The organism is Streptomyces tubbatahanensis (assembly GCF_022699385.1).
GTDB lineage: Bacteria > Actinomycetota > Actinomycetes > Streptomycetales > Streptomycetaceae > Streptomyces > Streptomyces diacarni.
Genome location: NZ_CP093846.1, coordinates 3,859,224 through 3,875,733 on the forward strand (window position 1 = coordinate 3,859,224; position 16,510 = coordinate 3,875,733).

14 protein-coding genes are annotated in these 16,510 nt (G+C 70.4%); 7 read left to right on the forward strand and 7 right to left on the reverse strand.

Features of this window, described 5'->3' with window-relative positions:
• Nucleotides 1-217: 217 nt before the first annotated feature.
• Complete coding sequence (locus MMF93_RS16550) at nt 218-1,564, forward strand: MATE family efflux transporter (RefSeq protein WP_242752329.1); 1,347 nt, start codon at nt 218-220, stop codon at nt 1,562-1,564.
• Between the two features lie 139 nt (nt 1,565-1,703).
• Here MMF93_RS16550 and rplI read toward each other — a convergent pair whose 3' ends face one another.
• The 4 genes from rplI to rpsF form a co-directional block, all read right to left on the reverse strand.
• Nucleotides 1,704-2,150: a 50S ribosomal protein L9 gene (rplI, locus tag MMF93_RS16555; RefSeq protein WP_242752332.1), complete on the reverse strand. Its 447-nt coding sequence runs from the start codon at nt 2,148-2,150 to the stop codon at nt 1,704-1,706.
• Between the two features lie 18 nt (nt 2,151-2,168).
• Nucleotides 2,169-2,405: a 30S ribosomal protein S18 gene (rpsR, locus tag MMF93_RS16560; protein ID WP_003978893.1), complete on the reverse strand. Its 237-nt coding sequence runs from the start codon at nt 2,403-2,405 to the stop codon at nt 2,169-2,171.
• Between the two features lie 21 nt (nt 2,406-2,426).
• Nucleotides 2,427-3,014 (reverse strand): single-stranded DNA-binding protein, encoded by a 588-nt coding sequence (locus tag MMF93_RS16565; protein WP_242752336.1) that lies wholly within the window; start codon nt 3,012-3,014, stop codon nt 2,427-2,429.
• 101 nt (nt 3,015-3,115) lie between these two features.
• On the reverse strand, nt 3,116-3,406 hold the full coding sequence (gene rpsF / locus MMF93_RS16570; RefSeq protein ID WP_027739433.1) for a 30S ribosomal protein S6: 291 nt from the start codon (nt 3,404-3,406) through the stop codon (nt 3,116-3,118).
• A 248-nt stretch (nt 3,407-3,654) separates the two neighbouring features.
• Between rpsF and MMF93_RS16575 the strand changes: the two genes are divergently transcribed.
• The 3 genes from MMF93_RS16575 to MMF93_RS16590 all read left to right on the forward strand — a co-directional run bounded on the left by MMF93_RS16575 (nt 3,655) and on the right by MMF93_RS16590 (nt 6,407).
• Nucleotides 3,655-3,957: a hypothetical protein gene (locus tag MMF93_RS16575; protein WP_242752339.1), complete on the forward strand. Its 303-nt coding sequence runs from the start codon at nt 3,655-3,657 to the stop codon at nt 3,955-3,957.
• A 215-nt stretch (nt 3,958-4,172) separates the two neighbouring features.
• Nucleotides 4,173-5,303, forward strand: a complete 1,131-nt coding sequence (locus MMF93_RS16585) for a lipid II:glycine glycyltransferase FemX (protein ID WP_242752348.1) — start codon at nt 4,173-4,175, stop codon at nt 5,301-5,303.
• A 72-nt stretch (nt 5,304-5,375) separates the two neighbouring features.
• Entirely contained in the window at nt 5,376-6,407 is a 1,032-nt protein-coding gene (locus tag MMF93_RS16590; RefSeq protein ID WP_242752352.1) for an alanine racemase, read from the forward strand.
• 196 nt (nt 6,408-6,603) lie between these two features.
• Here MMF93_RS16590 and MMF93_RS16595 read toward each other — a convergent pair whose 3' ends face one another.
• The gene (locus MMF93_RS16595) at nt 6,604-7,680 is read right to left on the reverse strand and encodes an inositol-3-phosphate synthase (RefSeq protein WP_242752355.1); all 1,077 of its coding nucleotides are present in this window, start codon (nt 7,678-7,680) and stop codon (nt 6,604-6,606) included.
• 50 nt (nt 7,681-7,730) lie between these two features.
• Nucleotides 7,731-8,399 carry a PadR family transcriptional regulator gene (locus tag MMF93_RS16600; RefSeq protein ID WP_242752358.1) on the reverse strand — a complete coding sequence of 223 codons (669 nt, stop codon included), beginning with the start codon at nt 8,397-8,399 and terminating at the stop codon, nt 7,731-7,733.
• A gap of 385 nt (nt 8,400-8,784) precedes the next feature.
• On the opposite strand from MMF93_RS16600, the gene MMF93_RS16605 reads away from it, so the two are divergent.
• The 3 genes from MMF93_RS16605 to MMF93_RS16615 all read left to right on the forward strand — a co-directional run bounded on the left by MMF93_RS16605 (nt 8,785) and on the right by MMF93_RS16615 (nt 14,810).
• Entirely contained in the window at nt 8,785-11,469 is a 2,685-nt protein-coding gene (locus MMF93_RS16605) for a transglycosylase domain-containing protein (RefSeq protein WP_242752361.1), read from the forward strand.
• Nucleotides 11,470-11,636: 167 nt separating this feature from the next.
• Nucleotides 11,637-13,253 carry a glycosyltransferase family 87 protein gene (locus tag MMF93_RS16610; protein ID WP_423835452.1) on the forward strand — a complete coding sequence of 539 codons (1,617 nt, stop codon included), beginning with the start codon at nt 11,637-11,639 and terminating at the stop codon, nt 13,251-13,253.
• 114 nt (nt 13,254-13,367) lie between these two features.
• A complete protein-coding gene (locus MMF93_RS16615; RefSeq protein WP_242752365.1) occupies nt 13,368-14,810 on the forward strand; it encodes an MFS transporter in 1,443 nt (480 codons plus the stop codon).
• On the opposite strand, the gene MMF93_RS16620 is transcribed toward MMF93_RS16615, so the two are convergent.
• Nucleotides 14,779-16,275, reverse strand: a complete 1,497-nt coding sequence (locus MMF93_RS16620; protein ID WP_423835453.1) for a CCA tRNA nucleotidyltransferase — start codon at nt 16,273-16,275, stop codon at nt 14,779-14,781. The genes MMF93_RS16615 and MMF93_RS16620 overlap by 32 nt on opposite strands.
• Between the last annotated feature and the right edge of the window lie 235 nt (nt 16,276-16,510).

Below are 16,510 nucleotides of genomic sequence, written 5' to 3' on the forward strand. Positions count from 1 at the left end.
GCACGAGTCGGGGGACAGCGCTGTGGATTACTCGTACGATCCCTCCAGGCGTCCCGTATGACCTGCGATTTTACCGTCCACCGACTGTGCGGGGAAAAAACTTCGGGCCTGCGCACACGGGAGCGTCACCGAGGGTGCACAGGCCTGTCCCGCACACCACCCGGTAAGCGTCAGTAGCCCCTTGCACTCATTACCTGTGGATGTTTGGATCGAACCCATGAGCCCCGCTTCCCCGACCACGCGCACCGACGTGCGACGCCACGACCGTGAGATCATCGCGCTCGCCCTCCCCGCCTTCGGCGCGCTCGTCGCGGAGCCCCTCTTCGTCATGGTCGACAGCGCCATCGTCGGCCACCTCGGCACCCCGCAACTCGCCGGCCTCGGCGTCGCGGCGGCGCTGCTGCAAACCGGCGTCAACATCTTCGTCTTCCTCGCCTACGCCACCACCGCGGCCGTCGCCCGCCGCCTGGGCGCCGACGACCTCCCCGCTGCGCTGCGCCAGGGCATGGACGGCATCTGGCTCGCGCTGCTGCTCGGCGCGCTGGTGATCGCCGCCGTCGTGCCCACAGCCCCCTGGCTCATCGACGCCTTCGGCGCCTCGGCCACCGCCGCCCCCTACGGCACCACCTACCTGCGCGTCAGCGCCCTCGGCATCCCCGCCATGCTCATCGTCCTCGCCGCGACGGGCGTACTGCGCGGCCTCCAGGACACCAGGACCCCGCTGTACGTCGCCGTCGGCGGCTTCGGCGCCAACGCCGCCCTCAACGCGCTGCTGGTCTACGGCGCCGGGCTCGGCATCGCGGGCTCCGCCTGGGGCACCGTGATCGCCCAGTGGGGGATGGCCCTCGTCTACCTCACCGTGGTCGTACGCGGCGCCCGGCGGCACGGCGCCTCCCTCCGCCCCGACCTCGCCGGCATCCGCGCCAGCGGCCGCGCCGGCGTCCCCCTGCTGATCCGTACGCTCTCGCTGCGTGCCGTCCTGATGATCGCGACCGCCGTCGCGGCCCGGCTGGGCGACGCCGACATCGCCGCGCACCAGATCACCCTCACCCTGTGGTCGCTGCTGGCCTTCGCGCTGGACGCCATCGCCATCGCAGGGCAGGCCATCATCGGGCGCTACCTCGGGGCCTCCGACGCCGACGGCGCCCGGGCCGCCTGCCGCCGCATGATCCTGTGGGGCGCCGTCTCCGGCGTGGTGCTCGGCGCGCTGGTCGCCCTGGTGCGGCCCCTGTTCATGCCGCTGTTCACGACCGACGGCGCCGTCATCGACCAGTTGACACCGGTCCTCCTCGTCGTCGCCGTCACCCAGCCCGTCGCCGGCGTCGTCTTCGTCCTCGACGGCGTCCTCATGGGGGCGGGCGACGGCCCCTACCTCGCCGGCGCGATGCTGGTGACCCTCGCCGTCTTCGCCCCCATCGCGCTCCTCGTCCCCACCCTCGGCGGTGGCCTGACCGCGCTGTGGTGGACCGTCGCGGGGCTGATGATGGGCACCCGCCTGGTCACCCTCGCCCTGCGCGCCCGCTCGGGCCGCTGGCTGGTCACCGGAGCCGTCCGCACCACCTGAACCGCCTGAGCGGGAAGCACGACGGACGAAAGGGCCGCACCCCGCGGGGTGCGGCCCTTTCGCGCAGAGCTGGGCTCGCGCAGAGCTGGGCTCGCGCAGAGCTGGGCTCGCGCAGAGCCGGGCTCTCGATGAGCCGGGCTCAGGACGCGGCGACGTCCACGTTCACCGTGGCGGCCACGTCGGCGTGCAGCCGGATGGACACCTGGTGGGCGCCGAGCGACTTGATGGGCGAGCCCACCTCGATGCGGCGCTTGTCGACGTCGGGCCCGCCCGACGTCCGGATCGCGTCGGCGATGTCGGCCGGGGTCACGGAACCGAACAGGCGGCCCTGGTCGCCGGCGCGCACCTGCAGGCCGACGCGCAGGCCCTCCAGCCGGCCCTTGATCTCGTTGGCCTGCTCGATCGTCGCGATCTCGCGGATCTTGCGGGCGCGGCGGATCTGCTCGACGTCCTTCTCGCCGCCCTTGGTCCAGCGGATGGCGTAACCGCGGGGGACGAGGAAGTTGCGGGCGTATCCGTCGCGCACCTCGACGACGTCGCCTGCGGCACCGAGGCCGGAGACCTCGTTGGTCAGGATGATCTTCATGATGGGGTCACCCTTTCCTTAGCGCGCGGTCGAGGTGTAGGGCAGCAGCGCCATCTCACGGCTGTTCTTCACGGCCGTGGCGACGTCACGCTGGTGCTGGGTGCAGTTGCCGGTGACCCGGCGGGCACGGATCTTGCCGCGGTCGGAGATGAACTTCCGCAGCAGGTTCGTGTCCTTGTAGTCGACGTAGGAGATCTTCTCCTTGCAGAACACGCAAACCTTCTTCTTCGGCTTGCGAGCAGGCGGCTTCGCCATTGTCTACTCCTATGAGTTCGCTCAGAAGGGTGGCTCGTCCGAGTAGCCGCCACCGTTGCCGCCGGGGCCGCCGCCCCAGCCGCCGCCACCGCCCTGGCCGCCGCCGGCCGGGGCGCTCGTGGCCCACGGGTCGCCCGCGGGGGCGCCGCCGCCCTGCGGACCGCCCGGTCCGCCGGAGGCACCGCCCCAGCCGCCGCCCTGACCGCCGCCGCCCCCGCCGAAGCCGCCGCCCTGACCGCCCCGGCCGCTGGTCTTGGTGACCTTGGCCGTGGCGTTGCGGAGGCTGGCGCCGACCTCGTCGACGTCCAGCTCGTAGACCGTGCGCTTGATGCCCTCCCGGTCCTCGTACGAGCGCTGCCTGAGGCGGCCCTGTACGACGACGCGGGTGCCCTTGGTGAGGGACTCGGCGACGTTCTCCGCCGCCTGCCGCCAGACCGAGCAGGTCAGAAAGAGGCTCTCGCCGTCCTTCCACTCGTTGGTCTGGCGGTCGAAGGTGCGGGGGGTGGACGCGACGCGGAACTTCGCGACCGCCGCACCTGAGGGGGTGAAGCGCAGCTCGGGGTCGTCGACGAGATTGCCGACGACCGTGATGACGGTCTCGCCTGCCATGGGGGAACCTCTCGGCGTGCTGCTGGCTGCTGTGGTGCTGGGCACGCGACGGTGGTGCTGCCGCGTGGTGGAGGTGCTGCTCGGTTACTCGGGGGTCGGCCTCAGTGGGTCGACGGGCGCAGGACCTTGGTCCGCAGGACGGACTCGTTCAGGTTCATCTGCCGGTCGAGCTCCTTGACCACAGCAGGCTCGGCCTGGAGGTCGATGACCGAGTAGATGCCCTCGGGCTTCTTGTTGATCTCGTAGGAGAGACGACGACGGCCCCAGGTGTCGACCTTCTCGACCTTGCCGTTGCCCTCGCGGACGACGGAAAGGAAGCTCTCGATCTGGGGGGCGACAGCGCGCTCCTCCAGGTCGGGGTCGAGGATCACCATCACCTCGTAGTGACGCATGTGGAACCCACCTCCTCTGGACTCAGCGGCCACGGTCGTTCCGTGGCAGGAGGGTCGTGATGCGTTGTGCCGTGCCACCCGCCGGAAGGGAATTCCGGAAGCGGCACAGACGGGCAAGCGTACCTTCCCGCGCCCTTCCGGTTGAAATCCGGGGGCAACCCGGCGCAATCTGGACAGCACAGGTGTGAGCGGCGTTACAGTTCGCGCCGCGCGCCGCAGGAGCAGGAGCTCGCCTTAGGAGGTGCCGTATGGCACAGGCAGTCCGGTGGACCCATCCGCTCTCCTACCTGAACTCCGACGGCAGACGTCACCCGAAGGAGAACTCCCTGGCGACCGCCACCCTGGCGCTGGGCGTCGTCTCGGTGGTCTGCGCCTGGTGGCCCGGGCTGCACGTGCCGGGCACCTGGGTGGGGATCGTCGGCGTGCTGACCGGGGCGTGGGGCCAGTACATCTCGGCGACGACGGGTGAACGGTTCGTCACCATCATCGGGCTGGGGGCCGCGGCGGTCGGCTTCTACATCAACATGATGCACGGCGGTTTCCTGACGTAGCCGCACCGTGACGTGGGGTTCCGGCGCCGGGGGCGCGGGGCCCCGCGCCGGGGCGGGGATCGCCGCGCCCTCGCGGGCGGACGCCGGGGCGTGAGCGGGGCACCGCCGGCGGCGCGAGACGCCCGATCCGGCGCGGCCCTGGGCCGAACGGGGCGCCCGGACGCACAGTAGGCTTCCGGCGAGCATCACTCAGTTCGCCGGAGGAGCGTCGCGCCATGAGCCTGACCCTGAGGACCATCAGCCGAGAGCAGCATCTGGCGTATGTCCAGAGCCTGGCGTCGGCAAGCCACTGTCAGGTGCCCGCGTGGGCGGACGTGAAGAACGAGTGGCGGGCGGAGAACCTGGGCTGGTTCGACGAGCGTACGGGGCAGATGGTGGGTGCGGGCCTGGTGCTCTACCGCCAGCTGCCGAAGGTCAAGCGCTATCTGGCGTACCTGCCGGAGGGTCCGGTCATCAACTGGTACGCGCCCAACCTGGACGAGTGGCTGCGCCCCATGCTGGACCACCTCAAGGGGCAGGGCGCGTTCTCGGTGAAGATGGGCCCGCCGGTGGTGATCCGGCGCTGGGACGCGGCCGCGATCAAGAAGGGCATCCAGGACCAGGACGTCAAGCGGCTGCGCGACATCGAGGCCACGCACATCGAGCCGCGGGCCTTCGAGGTGTCCGACAAGCTGCGCAGGATGGGCTGGCAGCAGGGTGAGGACGGCGGCGCGGGGTTCGGTGACGTCCAGCCGCGTTACGTCTTTCAGGTGCCGCTGGAGGGCCGTTCGCTGGAGGACGTCCACAAGGGCTTCAACCAGCTGTGGCGCCGCAACATCAAGAAGGCCGACAAGGCCGGCGTGCAGGTGGTCCAGGGCAACATGGCCAATCCGTACGACCTGGACGAGTGGCAGCGCCTGTACGAGATCACCGCGGAGCGCGACAGGTTCAGGCCCCGCCCCAAGGCGTACTTCCAGCGCATGTGGAACGTGCTGAACGCGGAGGACCCGCACCGGATGCGGCTGTACTTCGCGGAGCACGAGGGCGAGCGGATCTCGGCGGCCACGATGCTCGTCGTCGGTGGTCACGTGTGGTACAGCTACGGTGCCTCGGCCAATCACAAGCGCGAGGTGCGGCCGTCGAACGCGATGCAGTGGCGGATGCTCCAGGACGCCTACGCGCTGGGGGCGAGCGTCTACGACCTGCGCGGCATCAGCGACTCCCTCGACGAGAACGACCACCTGTTCGGTCTGATCCAGTTCAAGGTCGGCACGGGTGGGCAGGCGGCGGAGTACCTCGGCGAGTGGGACTTCCCGCTCAACAAGCTGCTGCACAAGGCGCTGGACATGTACATGTCGCGACGCTGACGGCCCCGCCACCCCGCCCCGTCGACGACGGGCCCGACCGACGACCCGATCGAGAAAGGTTCCCTACCGGCCATGGCGCTCTCCCTCTACGTCGACACCGATCGCTGGCGGGCGCACCAGCAGTCGATGATCCAGCAGTTCCCGGGGATCGTTCCGGTCTGCAAGGGCAACGGCTACGGCTTCGGCCACGAACGGCTGGCCGACGAGGCCACCAAGTTCGGCGCCGACATCCTGGCCGTCGGCACGACCTACGAGGCGGCCCGCACGAAGGACCTGTTCGGCGGGGACCTGCTGGTGCTCACCCCGTTCCGCAAGAACGAGGAGCCGGTGCCGCTGCCCGACCGCGCCATCCGCTCGGTCTCCTCGGTGGAGGGCGTGGGCCTCATGCGCGGGGCGCGGGTCGTCATCGAGGTGATGAGCAGCATGAAGCGGCACGGGGTCACCGAACAGGACCTGCCCCGGCTGCACGCCGCGATCGACGAGGTGCGCCTGGAGGGCTTCGCGATCCACCTGCCGCTGGACCGGGCCGACGGCTCGGACGCGGTGGAGGAGGTCATCGGCTGGATGGACCGGCTGCGGGCCGCCCGCCTGCCGCTGGAGACGATGTTCGTCAGCCACCTCAAGCCGCAGGAGTTCGCCCTCCTCCAGCAGCAGTTCCCGCAGACCCGCTTCCGCGCCCGGATCGGCACCCGGCTGTGGCTGGGCGACCACGACGCGACGGAGTACCGGGGCGCGATCCTGGACGTGACGCGGGTGACCAAGACCGACAGGTTCGGCTACCGGCAGGCCAAGGCGCCGGGGGACGGCTGGCTGGTCGTCGTCGCCGGCGGCACCTCGCACGGCGTCGGCCTGGAGTCCCCCAAGGCGCTGCACGGCATGACCTCACGCGCCAAGGGCGTGGCCCGCGCGGGCCTGGCGACCGTGAACCGCAACCTGTCCCCGTTCGTGTGGGCGGGCAAGCAGCGCTGGTTCGCGGAGCCCCCGCACATGCAGGTCTCCATCCTCTTCGTGCCCGCCGACGCTCCCGAGCCGCACGTCGGCGAGGAACTGACGGCGATCCTGCGGCACACCACCACGACGGTGGACCGCACGATGGACCGCTGACGCGGTCGTTTCGAGGCTGCCCCTGCTGGAAAGGGGCTGCCCCTGTGCGTCTCGTCGCAGACTGCGGGTGCGTTGTGGCTTGTCGCGCAGTTCCCCGCGCCCCTGAGGGGTGCGGGGAACTGCGCGGGTGCCCACGACGGTGGTGCGGACGGCGACGGAACAGCCAGGGGCAGCCCCTCAGCCGCGTCGGCCGGACTCAGGCCGCGCCGTCGATGAAGTCCTGCACGTTCTGGCGGGCCTGGTCGTCGAAGTACTGGACCGGCGGCGACTTCATGAAGTACGAGGACGCCGAGAGGATCGGGCCGCCGATGCCGCGGTCCTTGGCGATCTTCGCGGCGCGCAGCGCGTCGATGATGACGCCGGCCGAGTTGGGGGAGTCCCACACCTCGAGCTTGTACTCCAGGTTCAGCGGCACGTCACCGAAGGCGCGGCCCTCCAGGCGGACGTAGGCCCACTTGCGGTCGTCCAGCCAGGCCACGAAGTCGGAGGGGCCGATGTGCACGTTGTCGGCGCCCAGGTCGCGGTCGGGGATCTGGGAGGTGACGGCCTGCGTCTTGGAGATCTTCTTCGACTCCAGCCGCTCCCGCTCCAGCATGTTCTTGAAGTCCATGTTGCCGCCGACGTTCAGCTGCATCGTGCGGTCCAGGATGACGCCCCGGTCCTCGAACAGCTTGGCCATCACACGGTGCGTGATGGTGGCGCCGACCTGGGACTTGATGTCGTCGCCGACGATCGGCACACCTGCGGCGGTGAACTTGTCCGCCCACTCCTTGGTGCCGGCGATGAAGACGGGCAGCGCGTTGACGAAGGCGACGCCCGCGTCGAGGGCGCACTGCGCGTAGAACTCGACGGCGGACTGCGAGCCGACGGGCAGGTAGCAGACCAGGACGTCGGCCTGCGCGTCCTTGAGCGCCTTGACGACGTCGACGGGCTCGGCGTCGGACTCCTCGATGGTCTCGCGGTAGTACTTGCCCAGGCCGTCGTAGGTGTGACCGCGCTGCACGGGCACACCGGCCGGCGGCACGTCGCAGATCTTGATCGTGTTGTTCTCGCTGGCGCCGATCGCCTCGGCGAGGTCGAGCCCGACCTTCTTGCCGTCGACGTCGAAGGCGGCGACGAACTCGATGTCGCGCACGTGGTAGTCGCCGAACTGGACGTGCATCAGACCCGGGACCTTGCTGTCCGGGTCGGCGTCCTTGTAGTACTCGACGCCCTGCACCAGCGATGCGGCGCAGTTGCCCACGCCGGCGATGGCTACGCGAACCGAACCCATTCCGGTTGCTCCCTGTGTGTTCTCGCTGAGGCCGCGGTGGTGCGCGGACCTCATCTGTCGGTGTTGTCGGACGGACCCGACGAGGGACGGTCCGAACCGGTCTCGCGCGCCGGGCGCCTCGTGCGCTCGTCCCCCGGCCGCTCGCTCCCCTTGCGTTCGCTCTCGATGAGCTCGGTGAGCCAGCGGACCTCCCGCTCCACGGATTCCATGCCGTGGCGCTGGAGTTCGAGCGTGTAGTCGTCGAGGCGCTCGCGCGTACGGGCCAAAGAGGCGCGCATCTTCGCGAGCCTCTCCTCCAGCCGGCTGCGGCGTCCTTCCAGTACGCGCATGCGCACGTCGCGCGACGTCTGGCCGAAGAAGGCGAAGCGGACGCCGAAGTGCTCGTCCTCCCAGGTATCGGGACCCGTCTGGGAGAGCAGGTCCTCGAAGTGCTCCTTGCCTTCGGCCGTCAGCCGGTAAACGATCTTCGCCCGCCGCCCGGCGAGCGAGCCCGCCTGCGCGCGGGGGGTCAGCTGCTCCTCGGGCTGGGCGCTCGGCTCCTCCACCAGCCATCCGCGCTGTACCAGCGCCTTGAGGCAGGGGTAGAGCGAGCCGTAGCTGAAGGCGCGGAAGACGCCGAGCGAGGTGTTGAGCCGCTTGCGCAGCTCGTATCCGTGCATGGGGGACTCGCGGAGCAGGCCGAGGACGGCGAACTCGAGGACGCCCGAGCGTCTGCTCACAGGCCGCCACCTCCGTCCGGTCTCCGGCCGTCCCGCGCTCGTCGCGGCACGTGTCTCGCTCTGATGTATCGGCTCGATACATCACGACGATAGAACGGCCCTTCGGGTGCGACAAGAGGGGGGTCCGTGAAGGGACTCACATCACCGATTCACCGCAGCTGCTTTGCGTCGAATAAGGCGAATACACCGTAAGGGAGGTTTTGGAGCTGCGTAGTCTGTCGCGTGTGCAGACCACCGGGAACCGTGCGGCGTACGAACGCGTCCTCGTCCTGGGTGCAGTGCGCGCGGGTGAGGCGGAACCGTCCGCCCGGTGCACTCGGGGGGACCAGAAGCCAACTGCCACCTTCAGGCGCTACGGCCGCCTGCCCGAGGAGTAGCTGTTCCAATGAGCGGAAACCGTCGAAAGCCGCCGCAGGGGCGCGGCCGTCGCGCGGCCCAGCCGCCACCGTCCTCCGGACGCCGGGCGGCTCCGCGCGGCCACGGCGGAGGGTCGGCCTCCGCCTCTGGTGACGCGTACGGCGAACGGAGCGAGCCGGAGGCGTACCAGGGGCGCGCGGCGGCACGCAAGGCCGCCCAGGGCGGCGGACGGCGGCGCGCCGCCTCTGCCGCGGTCGGCGCCCAAAGCGGCCGCCGGGCCGGTGGTGGGCGCGGGCGCGGTGGCCCCGAGCGCAAGCGCTTCATCGACTACCCGCGGGCGAACAAGTCGGGCGTGCGGCGCTGGCTGCCGTCCTGGAAGCTGGTGACCGGCTCCTCCCTCGGCTTCCTCGGGCTCCTCATCGTCGCCTTCGCCATCGGGCTGTGGATGGTGGAGGTCCCCGACCAGGCCAAGGCCGACGCCCGCTCGCAGACGAACGTCTACTACTGGTCCAACGGCGACCGGATGGCCGTGGCGGGTGCCGAGGGCGAGAAGAACCGGCAGAACGTCTCGCTGAGCCAGATGCCCAAGCCTCTCCAGCAGGCGGTGGTCGCCTCGGAGAACGAGACGTTCTGGGAGGACTCGGGCGTCGACCCGATGGGCATCGCGCGCGCGGCCTTCAACATGGCGACCGGCGGTGACACCCAGGGCGGCTCGACGATCACCCAGCAGTTCGTCAAGAACAACTACCTGACCCAGGACCAGACCATCAAGCGCAAGGTCACGGAGCTGTTCATCTCCATCAAGGCCGGCGCCACGATGGACAAGGGCGAGATCCTGGAGGGCTACCTCAACACCGCCTACTTCGGCCGCGGCGCGTTCGGTGTCCAGGCGGCCTCCCAGGCGTACTTCGGCAAGGACGTCGCGGACATCGACGCCGCGGAGGGCGCCTACCTGACGACGCTGCTGAACGGAGCCGCCCTGTACGACCCCTACGAGGGCGACCAGGAGGCGAACAGGGCCCGTTCGCTGAAGAAGTGGCGCTCGGTCATCCACCGCGAGGTGGAGATCGGCAAGATGAAGAAGTCCGACGCGAAGAAGGTCCTCGCCGACGGCCTGCCCACCATCAAGCCGCCGAAGAAGGCGATGGACAAGCGGGGCCAGAAGGGCTACATGATCGACCTGGCCAACAGGTACCTGGTCAACAACGACGTCCTCACCCGCGAGGAGCTCAACCGCGGCGGCTACCAGATCACCACGACCTTCGACAAGAAGAAGACGCTCGCGCTGCGGGACTCGGTCAACAAGGTCTACAAGGAGAACATCGACCCGAAGAAGCGGCCCGACCTGGACTCGCACGTCCAGTTCGGCGGCGCCTCCGTCAGCCCGTCGGACGGGCAGATCGTGGCGATCTACGGCGGCAAGGACTACATCGAGCACTTCACCAACAACGCCGACGACACCGGTGTGCCCGTCGGCTCGACGTTCAAGCCCTTCGTGCTGGCCTCGGCCATGAGCGAGGGCGTGCGGGACCGCAACGGCCCCGCGACGCAGTCGGCGGACATGCGCCACCTGGTCAACCCGGACACCAGCTACTACGACGGCCGCAACAAGCTGCTGATCCGCGACTACGACGGGGAGATCTGGAAGAACAAGGAAGGCGAGTACTGGCGCCAGACCAACGACGGCGGCCACGACTACGGCGACAAGGACGACGGCTACCGGATCAACCTGCGCGAGGCCATGAAGCTCTCGGTGAACTCGCCGTACGTGCAGCTCGGCATGGATATCGGCATCCCCACCGTGCGCTCGAGCGCCGAGGAGGCGGGGCTGCTGGACTCCAGCCTCAACCAGTCGAACAGCCCCTCCTTCTCCCTCGGTATCTCCACCCCGAGCGCGATCCGCATGGCGGGTGCCTACGGCACCTTCGCCGCCGAGGGCAAGCGCAACGACCTGTACTCGGTCAAGAAGGTCATCGGCCAGAAGGGCGAGAAGCTCTCCCTGCCGACGCACAAAAAGGAGCAGGCGTTCACCCCGCAGGTGGCCAACAACGTCACCGACGTGCTCACCGACGTCACCGCGCCGGGCGGTACCGGCAGCGTGGCCCAGGGCCTGGGCCGTCCCTCGGCCGGCAAGACGGGTACGACGGACGGCAACAAGTCGGCGTGGTTCGTCGGGTACACCCCGAAGCTGTCGACAGCCGTGGGCATGTGGCGCCTCAACGACGACGCCTCGGTCAAGAACCGCAAGTTCCTGAAGATGTTCGGCACCGGTGGTCAGAAGAAGATCCACGGTGCGTCCTTCCCCGCCGAGATCTGGACCGCGTACATGAAGGACGCGCTCAAGGGTACGAGCGTGCAGAACTTCCCCAAGGCGGAGCCCATCGGTGAGAAGGTCTACGGGCCGGGTGCGAGCCCCGACCCGACCCCCACGGAGACGTCGCCGCCTCCGTCGCCGACGAAGGATCCCAGCGAGAGCCCGTCCGAATCGCCGTCCGAGTCGCCGTCCGAGTCGCCGTCGGAGTCCAACACCAGTTGCCCGCCGCTCGACCCCACGTGCGACGACGACAACGGCCAGGACGGAGGCGGCGGCGATCCCGACGGGGGCAACGACAACGGAGGGCCCGGCGGAGACCCGGGCGGGGACTCCGGCGACACGGGAGATACGGGAGACCCCGGAAACTGGATCGCGGGCCCCAACGGCCGCAGGGAGTGAACGTCGCTCCCCCTTGCGAAGCCACCGGACAGTGACGGGGAAGGCCCCGGCTCGGACACCGAGCCGGGGCCTTCCCCGTGGCGCGGGAAACTCGTGTGCACCGGGCGAAGGAGCGCACGAGGGACGGGTTGCCCTTCCGGCGAGGCGGGTGCGGGAGGATGTGGCCCATGACGAGCGCCCCCACCGATCCAACCCCCGCTCCGAAACCACCCCCACAGCACGCCGCCCGCCCCGCCGAGGAGACGTCCGTCCGCCCCACGGACCAGGACGAGGTGGCGACGGCGGCGAGCGAAGTGGCCGGGGGGCGCGCAGGACGGCGCGCCGTTCACGGCACGAGCTGGTGGACGCCGCTGCGCACGGTGCTCGTCGTCACGCTGGGGATGTTCGTGCTCGGGATGCTCCAGAAGGCGCCCTGCTTCGGCGGCGGCTGGTTCTCCGGGCAGGCCGCGCAGTACGTGCACGCCTGCTACTCCGACATCCCGCACCTGTACAACGGACGCGGCTTCGCCGAGGGACTCGTCCCCTACCTGGACCGTATCCCCGAACGGATCTCCGGCGGCATGGAGTACCTGGAGTACCCCGTGCTCACCGGAGCGTTCATGCAGTTCGCGAGCGTGCTGACCCCTGGCGGGGACGCGCTGGTGCAGGACGAGAAGACCTACTGGCTGATCAACGCGGGGATGCTCGCGGTCTGTGCGGCCGCGCTGGTCACCTGCGTGGTGCGCACCCACCGCAACCGGCCCTGGGACGGCATGCTCGTGGCCCTCGCGCCGGGGCTCGCGCTGACCGCCACGGTCAACTGGGACCTGCTGGCCGTCGCCATGACGGCCGCGGGGATGCTGCTGTGGGCACGCTCGCGTCCGCTGGCCGCCGGCGTGCTGATCGGCCTGGCGACCGCGGCCAAGCTCTATCCGGCGCTGCTGCTGGGCCCGCTGCTGGTGCTGTGCTGGCGTGCGGGGCGCTGGGGCGCCTTCGGGCGGGTGACGGCTGGTGCGGCCGTCTCGTGGCTGGTGGTGAACGTGCCGGTGATGGTGGCGTCCCCGGCCGGCTGGGCGAAGTTCTACACCTTCAGTCAGGAGCGCCCCGTCGACTTCGGCTCGCTGTGGCTGATCCTCCAGCAGCGAACCGGACGGGAGTTCGAAGAGGCCAACCTCTACGCCATCGTCCTGATGGTGCTGGGCTGCGCCGCGATCGCCGCGCTGGCCCTGTGCGCCCCCAGGCGGCCCCGGTTCGCGCAGCTCTCCTTCCTGGTGATCGCCCTCTTCGTCCTCACCAACAAGGTCTACTCCCCGCAGTACGTCCTGTGGCTGATCCCGCTGGCCGCCCTCGCCCGCCCCAAGTGGCGGGACTTCCTCATCTGGCAGGGCTGCGAGGTCGTCTACTTCCTGGGCATCTGGATGTACCTCGCCTACACCTCCAGCGGCGACGAACGCCAGGGGCTCCCCGAGGACGGCTACCAACTCGTCATCCTGGCCCACCTGTTGGGGACGCTCTACCTGTGCGTGGTGATCGTCCGCGACGCCCTGCGGCCCGAGGTGGACCCCGTACGCAGGGACGACGGTTCCGACGACCCCGGCGGCGGCGTGCTGGACCGGGCACCCGACGTCTTCGCCCTCGGCCCGCTCGTGCCCGCCCCCTCCCGCCGCCACGCCGCCTTCGCCGACCCCTCCACCGCCGCCGCCGTCACGTCTGCCACTGGCACTGCCACTGCCACTGCCACTGCCACTGCCACTGCCACGCGGCAACGGCGCACCGTGCGGTGGGGGACGGCGCGGTGGGAGTGACGACGTGGGAGTGAGGACGTGGGAGTGAGGACGCGGGAGTGACGACGCCGCGTCCGTCGCCCGTGTTTCACGTGAAACCATCGCACTCCGGCGTTGCTGTGTGAGGCTGTCCCCATGTCCGTCGCCCGCGACCTGCGTACTCTGCTCCGCTTTCCCGACTTCCGACGGCTGTTGACGGTACGGCTGCTCTCCCAGCTCGCCGACGGCGTCTACCAGATCGCGCTGGCGGCGTACGTGGTCTTCTCCCCCGAGAAGGAGACCTCGCCCGCGGCGATCGCCTCCGCCATGGCGGTGCTGCTGCTGCCGTACTCGCTCCTGGGCCCCTTCGCCGGTGTCCTGCTGGACCGCTGGCGGCGCCGCCAGGTGCTCTTCTTCGGCAACATGCTGCGCACCGCTCTGGCGGCCCTCACGGCGGCGTTCGTCCTGGGAGCCGTACCGGACTGGCTGGTCTTCCTCTCCGCGCTCACCGTCACCGCCGTCAACCGCTTCGTACTGGCCGGGCTGTCCGCCGCGCTGCCCCGCGTGGTGGACGGAGAACGCCTCGTGATCGCCAACTCCCTCTCCCCGACCGCCGGCACACTCGCCGCCACCCTGGGCGGCGGGGTCGCCTTCGTGGTGCGCTCCCTCGCCCCCGGCACCGGGCGGGAGGCCGACAGCCTCGTCCTGCTGACCGGGGCCGCCCTCTATCTGCTGGGCGCCCTGGCCTCGCTGCGGATGGCCAGAGACCTGCTCGGCCCCGACCCGACCGCCGTGCAGCCCCGCGTCCTGGCCGCCGTCGCCAGTACGGCCCGCGGTCTGCTGGCCGGGCTCCGCCACCTCGGGGCGCGCCGGACGCCGGCCTACGCCCTCACCGTCGCCACGCTGATGCGATTCTGCTACGGCGCGCTGACGGTGACGGTGCTGATGTTGTGCCGGTACGCGTGGAGCGGTGACGGCTCCGCGGACGGTGGCCTGGGCCTGCTGGGGCTCGCGCTCGGCCTGTCCGGGCTCGGCTTCTTCGCCGCCGCCGTGCTCACGCCGACGGCCGTGGGCCGGTGGGGGGTCTTCGGCTGGATGGCACTGTGCGCGGGGGCCGCCGCGGTGCTGGAGCCCGCGCTGGGGCTGACCTTCACGCCGGGGCCGGTACTGGCCGCCGCCTTCCTGCTGGGCCTCGTCACCCAGGCCGCCAAGATCGCCACCGACACCGCGGTACAGACCTCGGTGGACGATGCCTTCCGCGGCCGGGTCTTCTCCCTCTACGACATGCTCTACAACGTCGCCTACGTCGGCGCTGCCGCGGTGGCCGCTGTGCTGCTGCCGCCCGACGGGCGCTCCGCCGTCGTCGTCCTCGGGGTGGCCGTGCTGTACGCCGCCCTCGCGCTGGCCGTCTCGCGGGTTTCACGTGAAACACCGGCGCCCGACCGCACGCGCCAGGGCGAGGAACGGGAACAGGGCGCGGGACAGGACGAAGGCGTGGGACGGGCCCTGGGCACCGGAGAAGGACCAGGGCGCCCGGAGACGGGGCAGGGCCCGGGGGGCCGGCAGGTCAGCCCTCCTGCCGGGCCCACCACTTCCTGAGCTCCGCCACAGCGTCGTCGTATCCCAGCGGCCCGTGCTCCAGGCGCAGCTCCAGCAGGTGCTTGTACGCCTTCCCCACCACGGGCCCCGGCTCCACGCCGAGCTCGCGCATGATCTCGTTGCCGTCGAGGTCGGGCCGGATCGCGTCCAGCTCCTCCTGCTCCTGGAGCCGCGCGATCCGCTCCTCCAGACCGTCGTACGCGCGCGAGAGCGCCTGGGCCTTGCGCTTGTTGCGGGTCGTGCAGTCCGAGCGCGTCAGCTTGTGCAGCCGGCTCAGCAGTGGCCCGGCGTCCCGTACGTAGCGGCGCACCGCCGAGTCCGTCCACTCCCCTGTGCCGTATCCGTGGAAGCGCAGATGCAGCTCCACCAGCCGTGAGACGTCCTTGACCAGCTCGCCGGAATACTTGAGCGCGGTCATCCGCTTCTTCGTCATCTTCGCGCCCACCACCTCGTGGTGGTGGAAGGAGACCCGGCCGTCCTTCTCGAACCTGCGCGTCTTCGGCTTGCCGATGTCGTGCAGCAGCGCCGCCAGCCGCAGCGTGAGGTCGGGCCCCTCCTCCTCCAGGTCGATCGCCTGGTCCAGCACGGTCAGCGAGTGCTCGTAGACGTCCTTGTGCCGGTGGTGCTCGTCCCGCTCCAGGCGCAGCGCGGGCAGTTCCGGCAGCACCCGCGCGGCCAGGCCGGTCTCCACCAGCAGCCGCAGCCCCTTGCGGGGCCAGCGGCCGAGCAGCAGCTTGTTCAGCTCGTCCCGCACCCGCTCCGCCGAGACGATCTCGATGCGGTCGGCCATCCCGGCCATGGCGTCCACGACCTCGGGCGCCACCTCGAAGTCGAGCTGGGCGGCGAAGCGCGCCGCGCGCATCATGCGCAGCGGGTCGTCGGAGAAGGAGGCCTGCGGCGTCCCAGGAGTCCGCAGCCTGCGGGCCGCCAGATCCTCCAGGCCGCCGTGCGGGTCGACGAACTCCTTCTCGGGCAGTGCGACCGCCATGGCGTTCACCGTGAAGTCCCGGCGGACCAGATCGTCCTCGATGGTGTCGCCGTAGGAGACCTCCGGCTTGCGGGAGGCACGGTCGTAGATCTCCGACCGATACGTCGTCACTTCGAGCACGAAGTCCGACTTCTTGATCCCCACCGTGCCGAAGGCGATGCCCACCTCCCACACCGCGTCCGCCCACGGCCGCACCAGCCGCAGCACGTCCTCGGGCCGGGCGTCCGTGGTGAAGTCCAGATCGTTGCCGAGCCGCCCCAGCAGCGCGTCGCGCACCGAGCCGCCGACGAGAGCGAGCCGGAAGCCGGCCTCGCGGAAGCGGCGCGCGAGCTCGTCCGCCACCGGTGAGACGCGCAGCAGCTCGCTGACGGCGCGCCGCTGCACCTCGCTCAGGTGCTCGGCTGCCGGGCCGTCCTGCGGGGCGTCCAGGGGCGTGGCGGGGGGCTGGTCGGGGCTGTCACTCATGGCGTTCGGCACAGCAGCACAGGGTACGTTGCCGCACCGGGTGCCCGCCCGGCGGCGGCGTCCCCGCGCCCTGCGGACACCCGGCGGACACCGTGGTGATCTTGTGGTGGACGGCGCGGCACTTCCGTCCGTGAGACATCGTTACCATCAGGGATCCAGAACGCACGACCCAGTACAGCTTCATCACCCAGCATCACCCAACATCACCCAGCACCAAGCGACGACGACGGACGACGGACGACGGGAT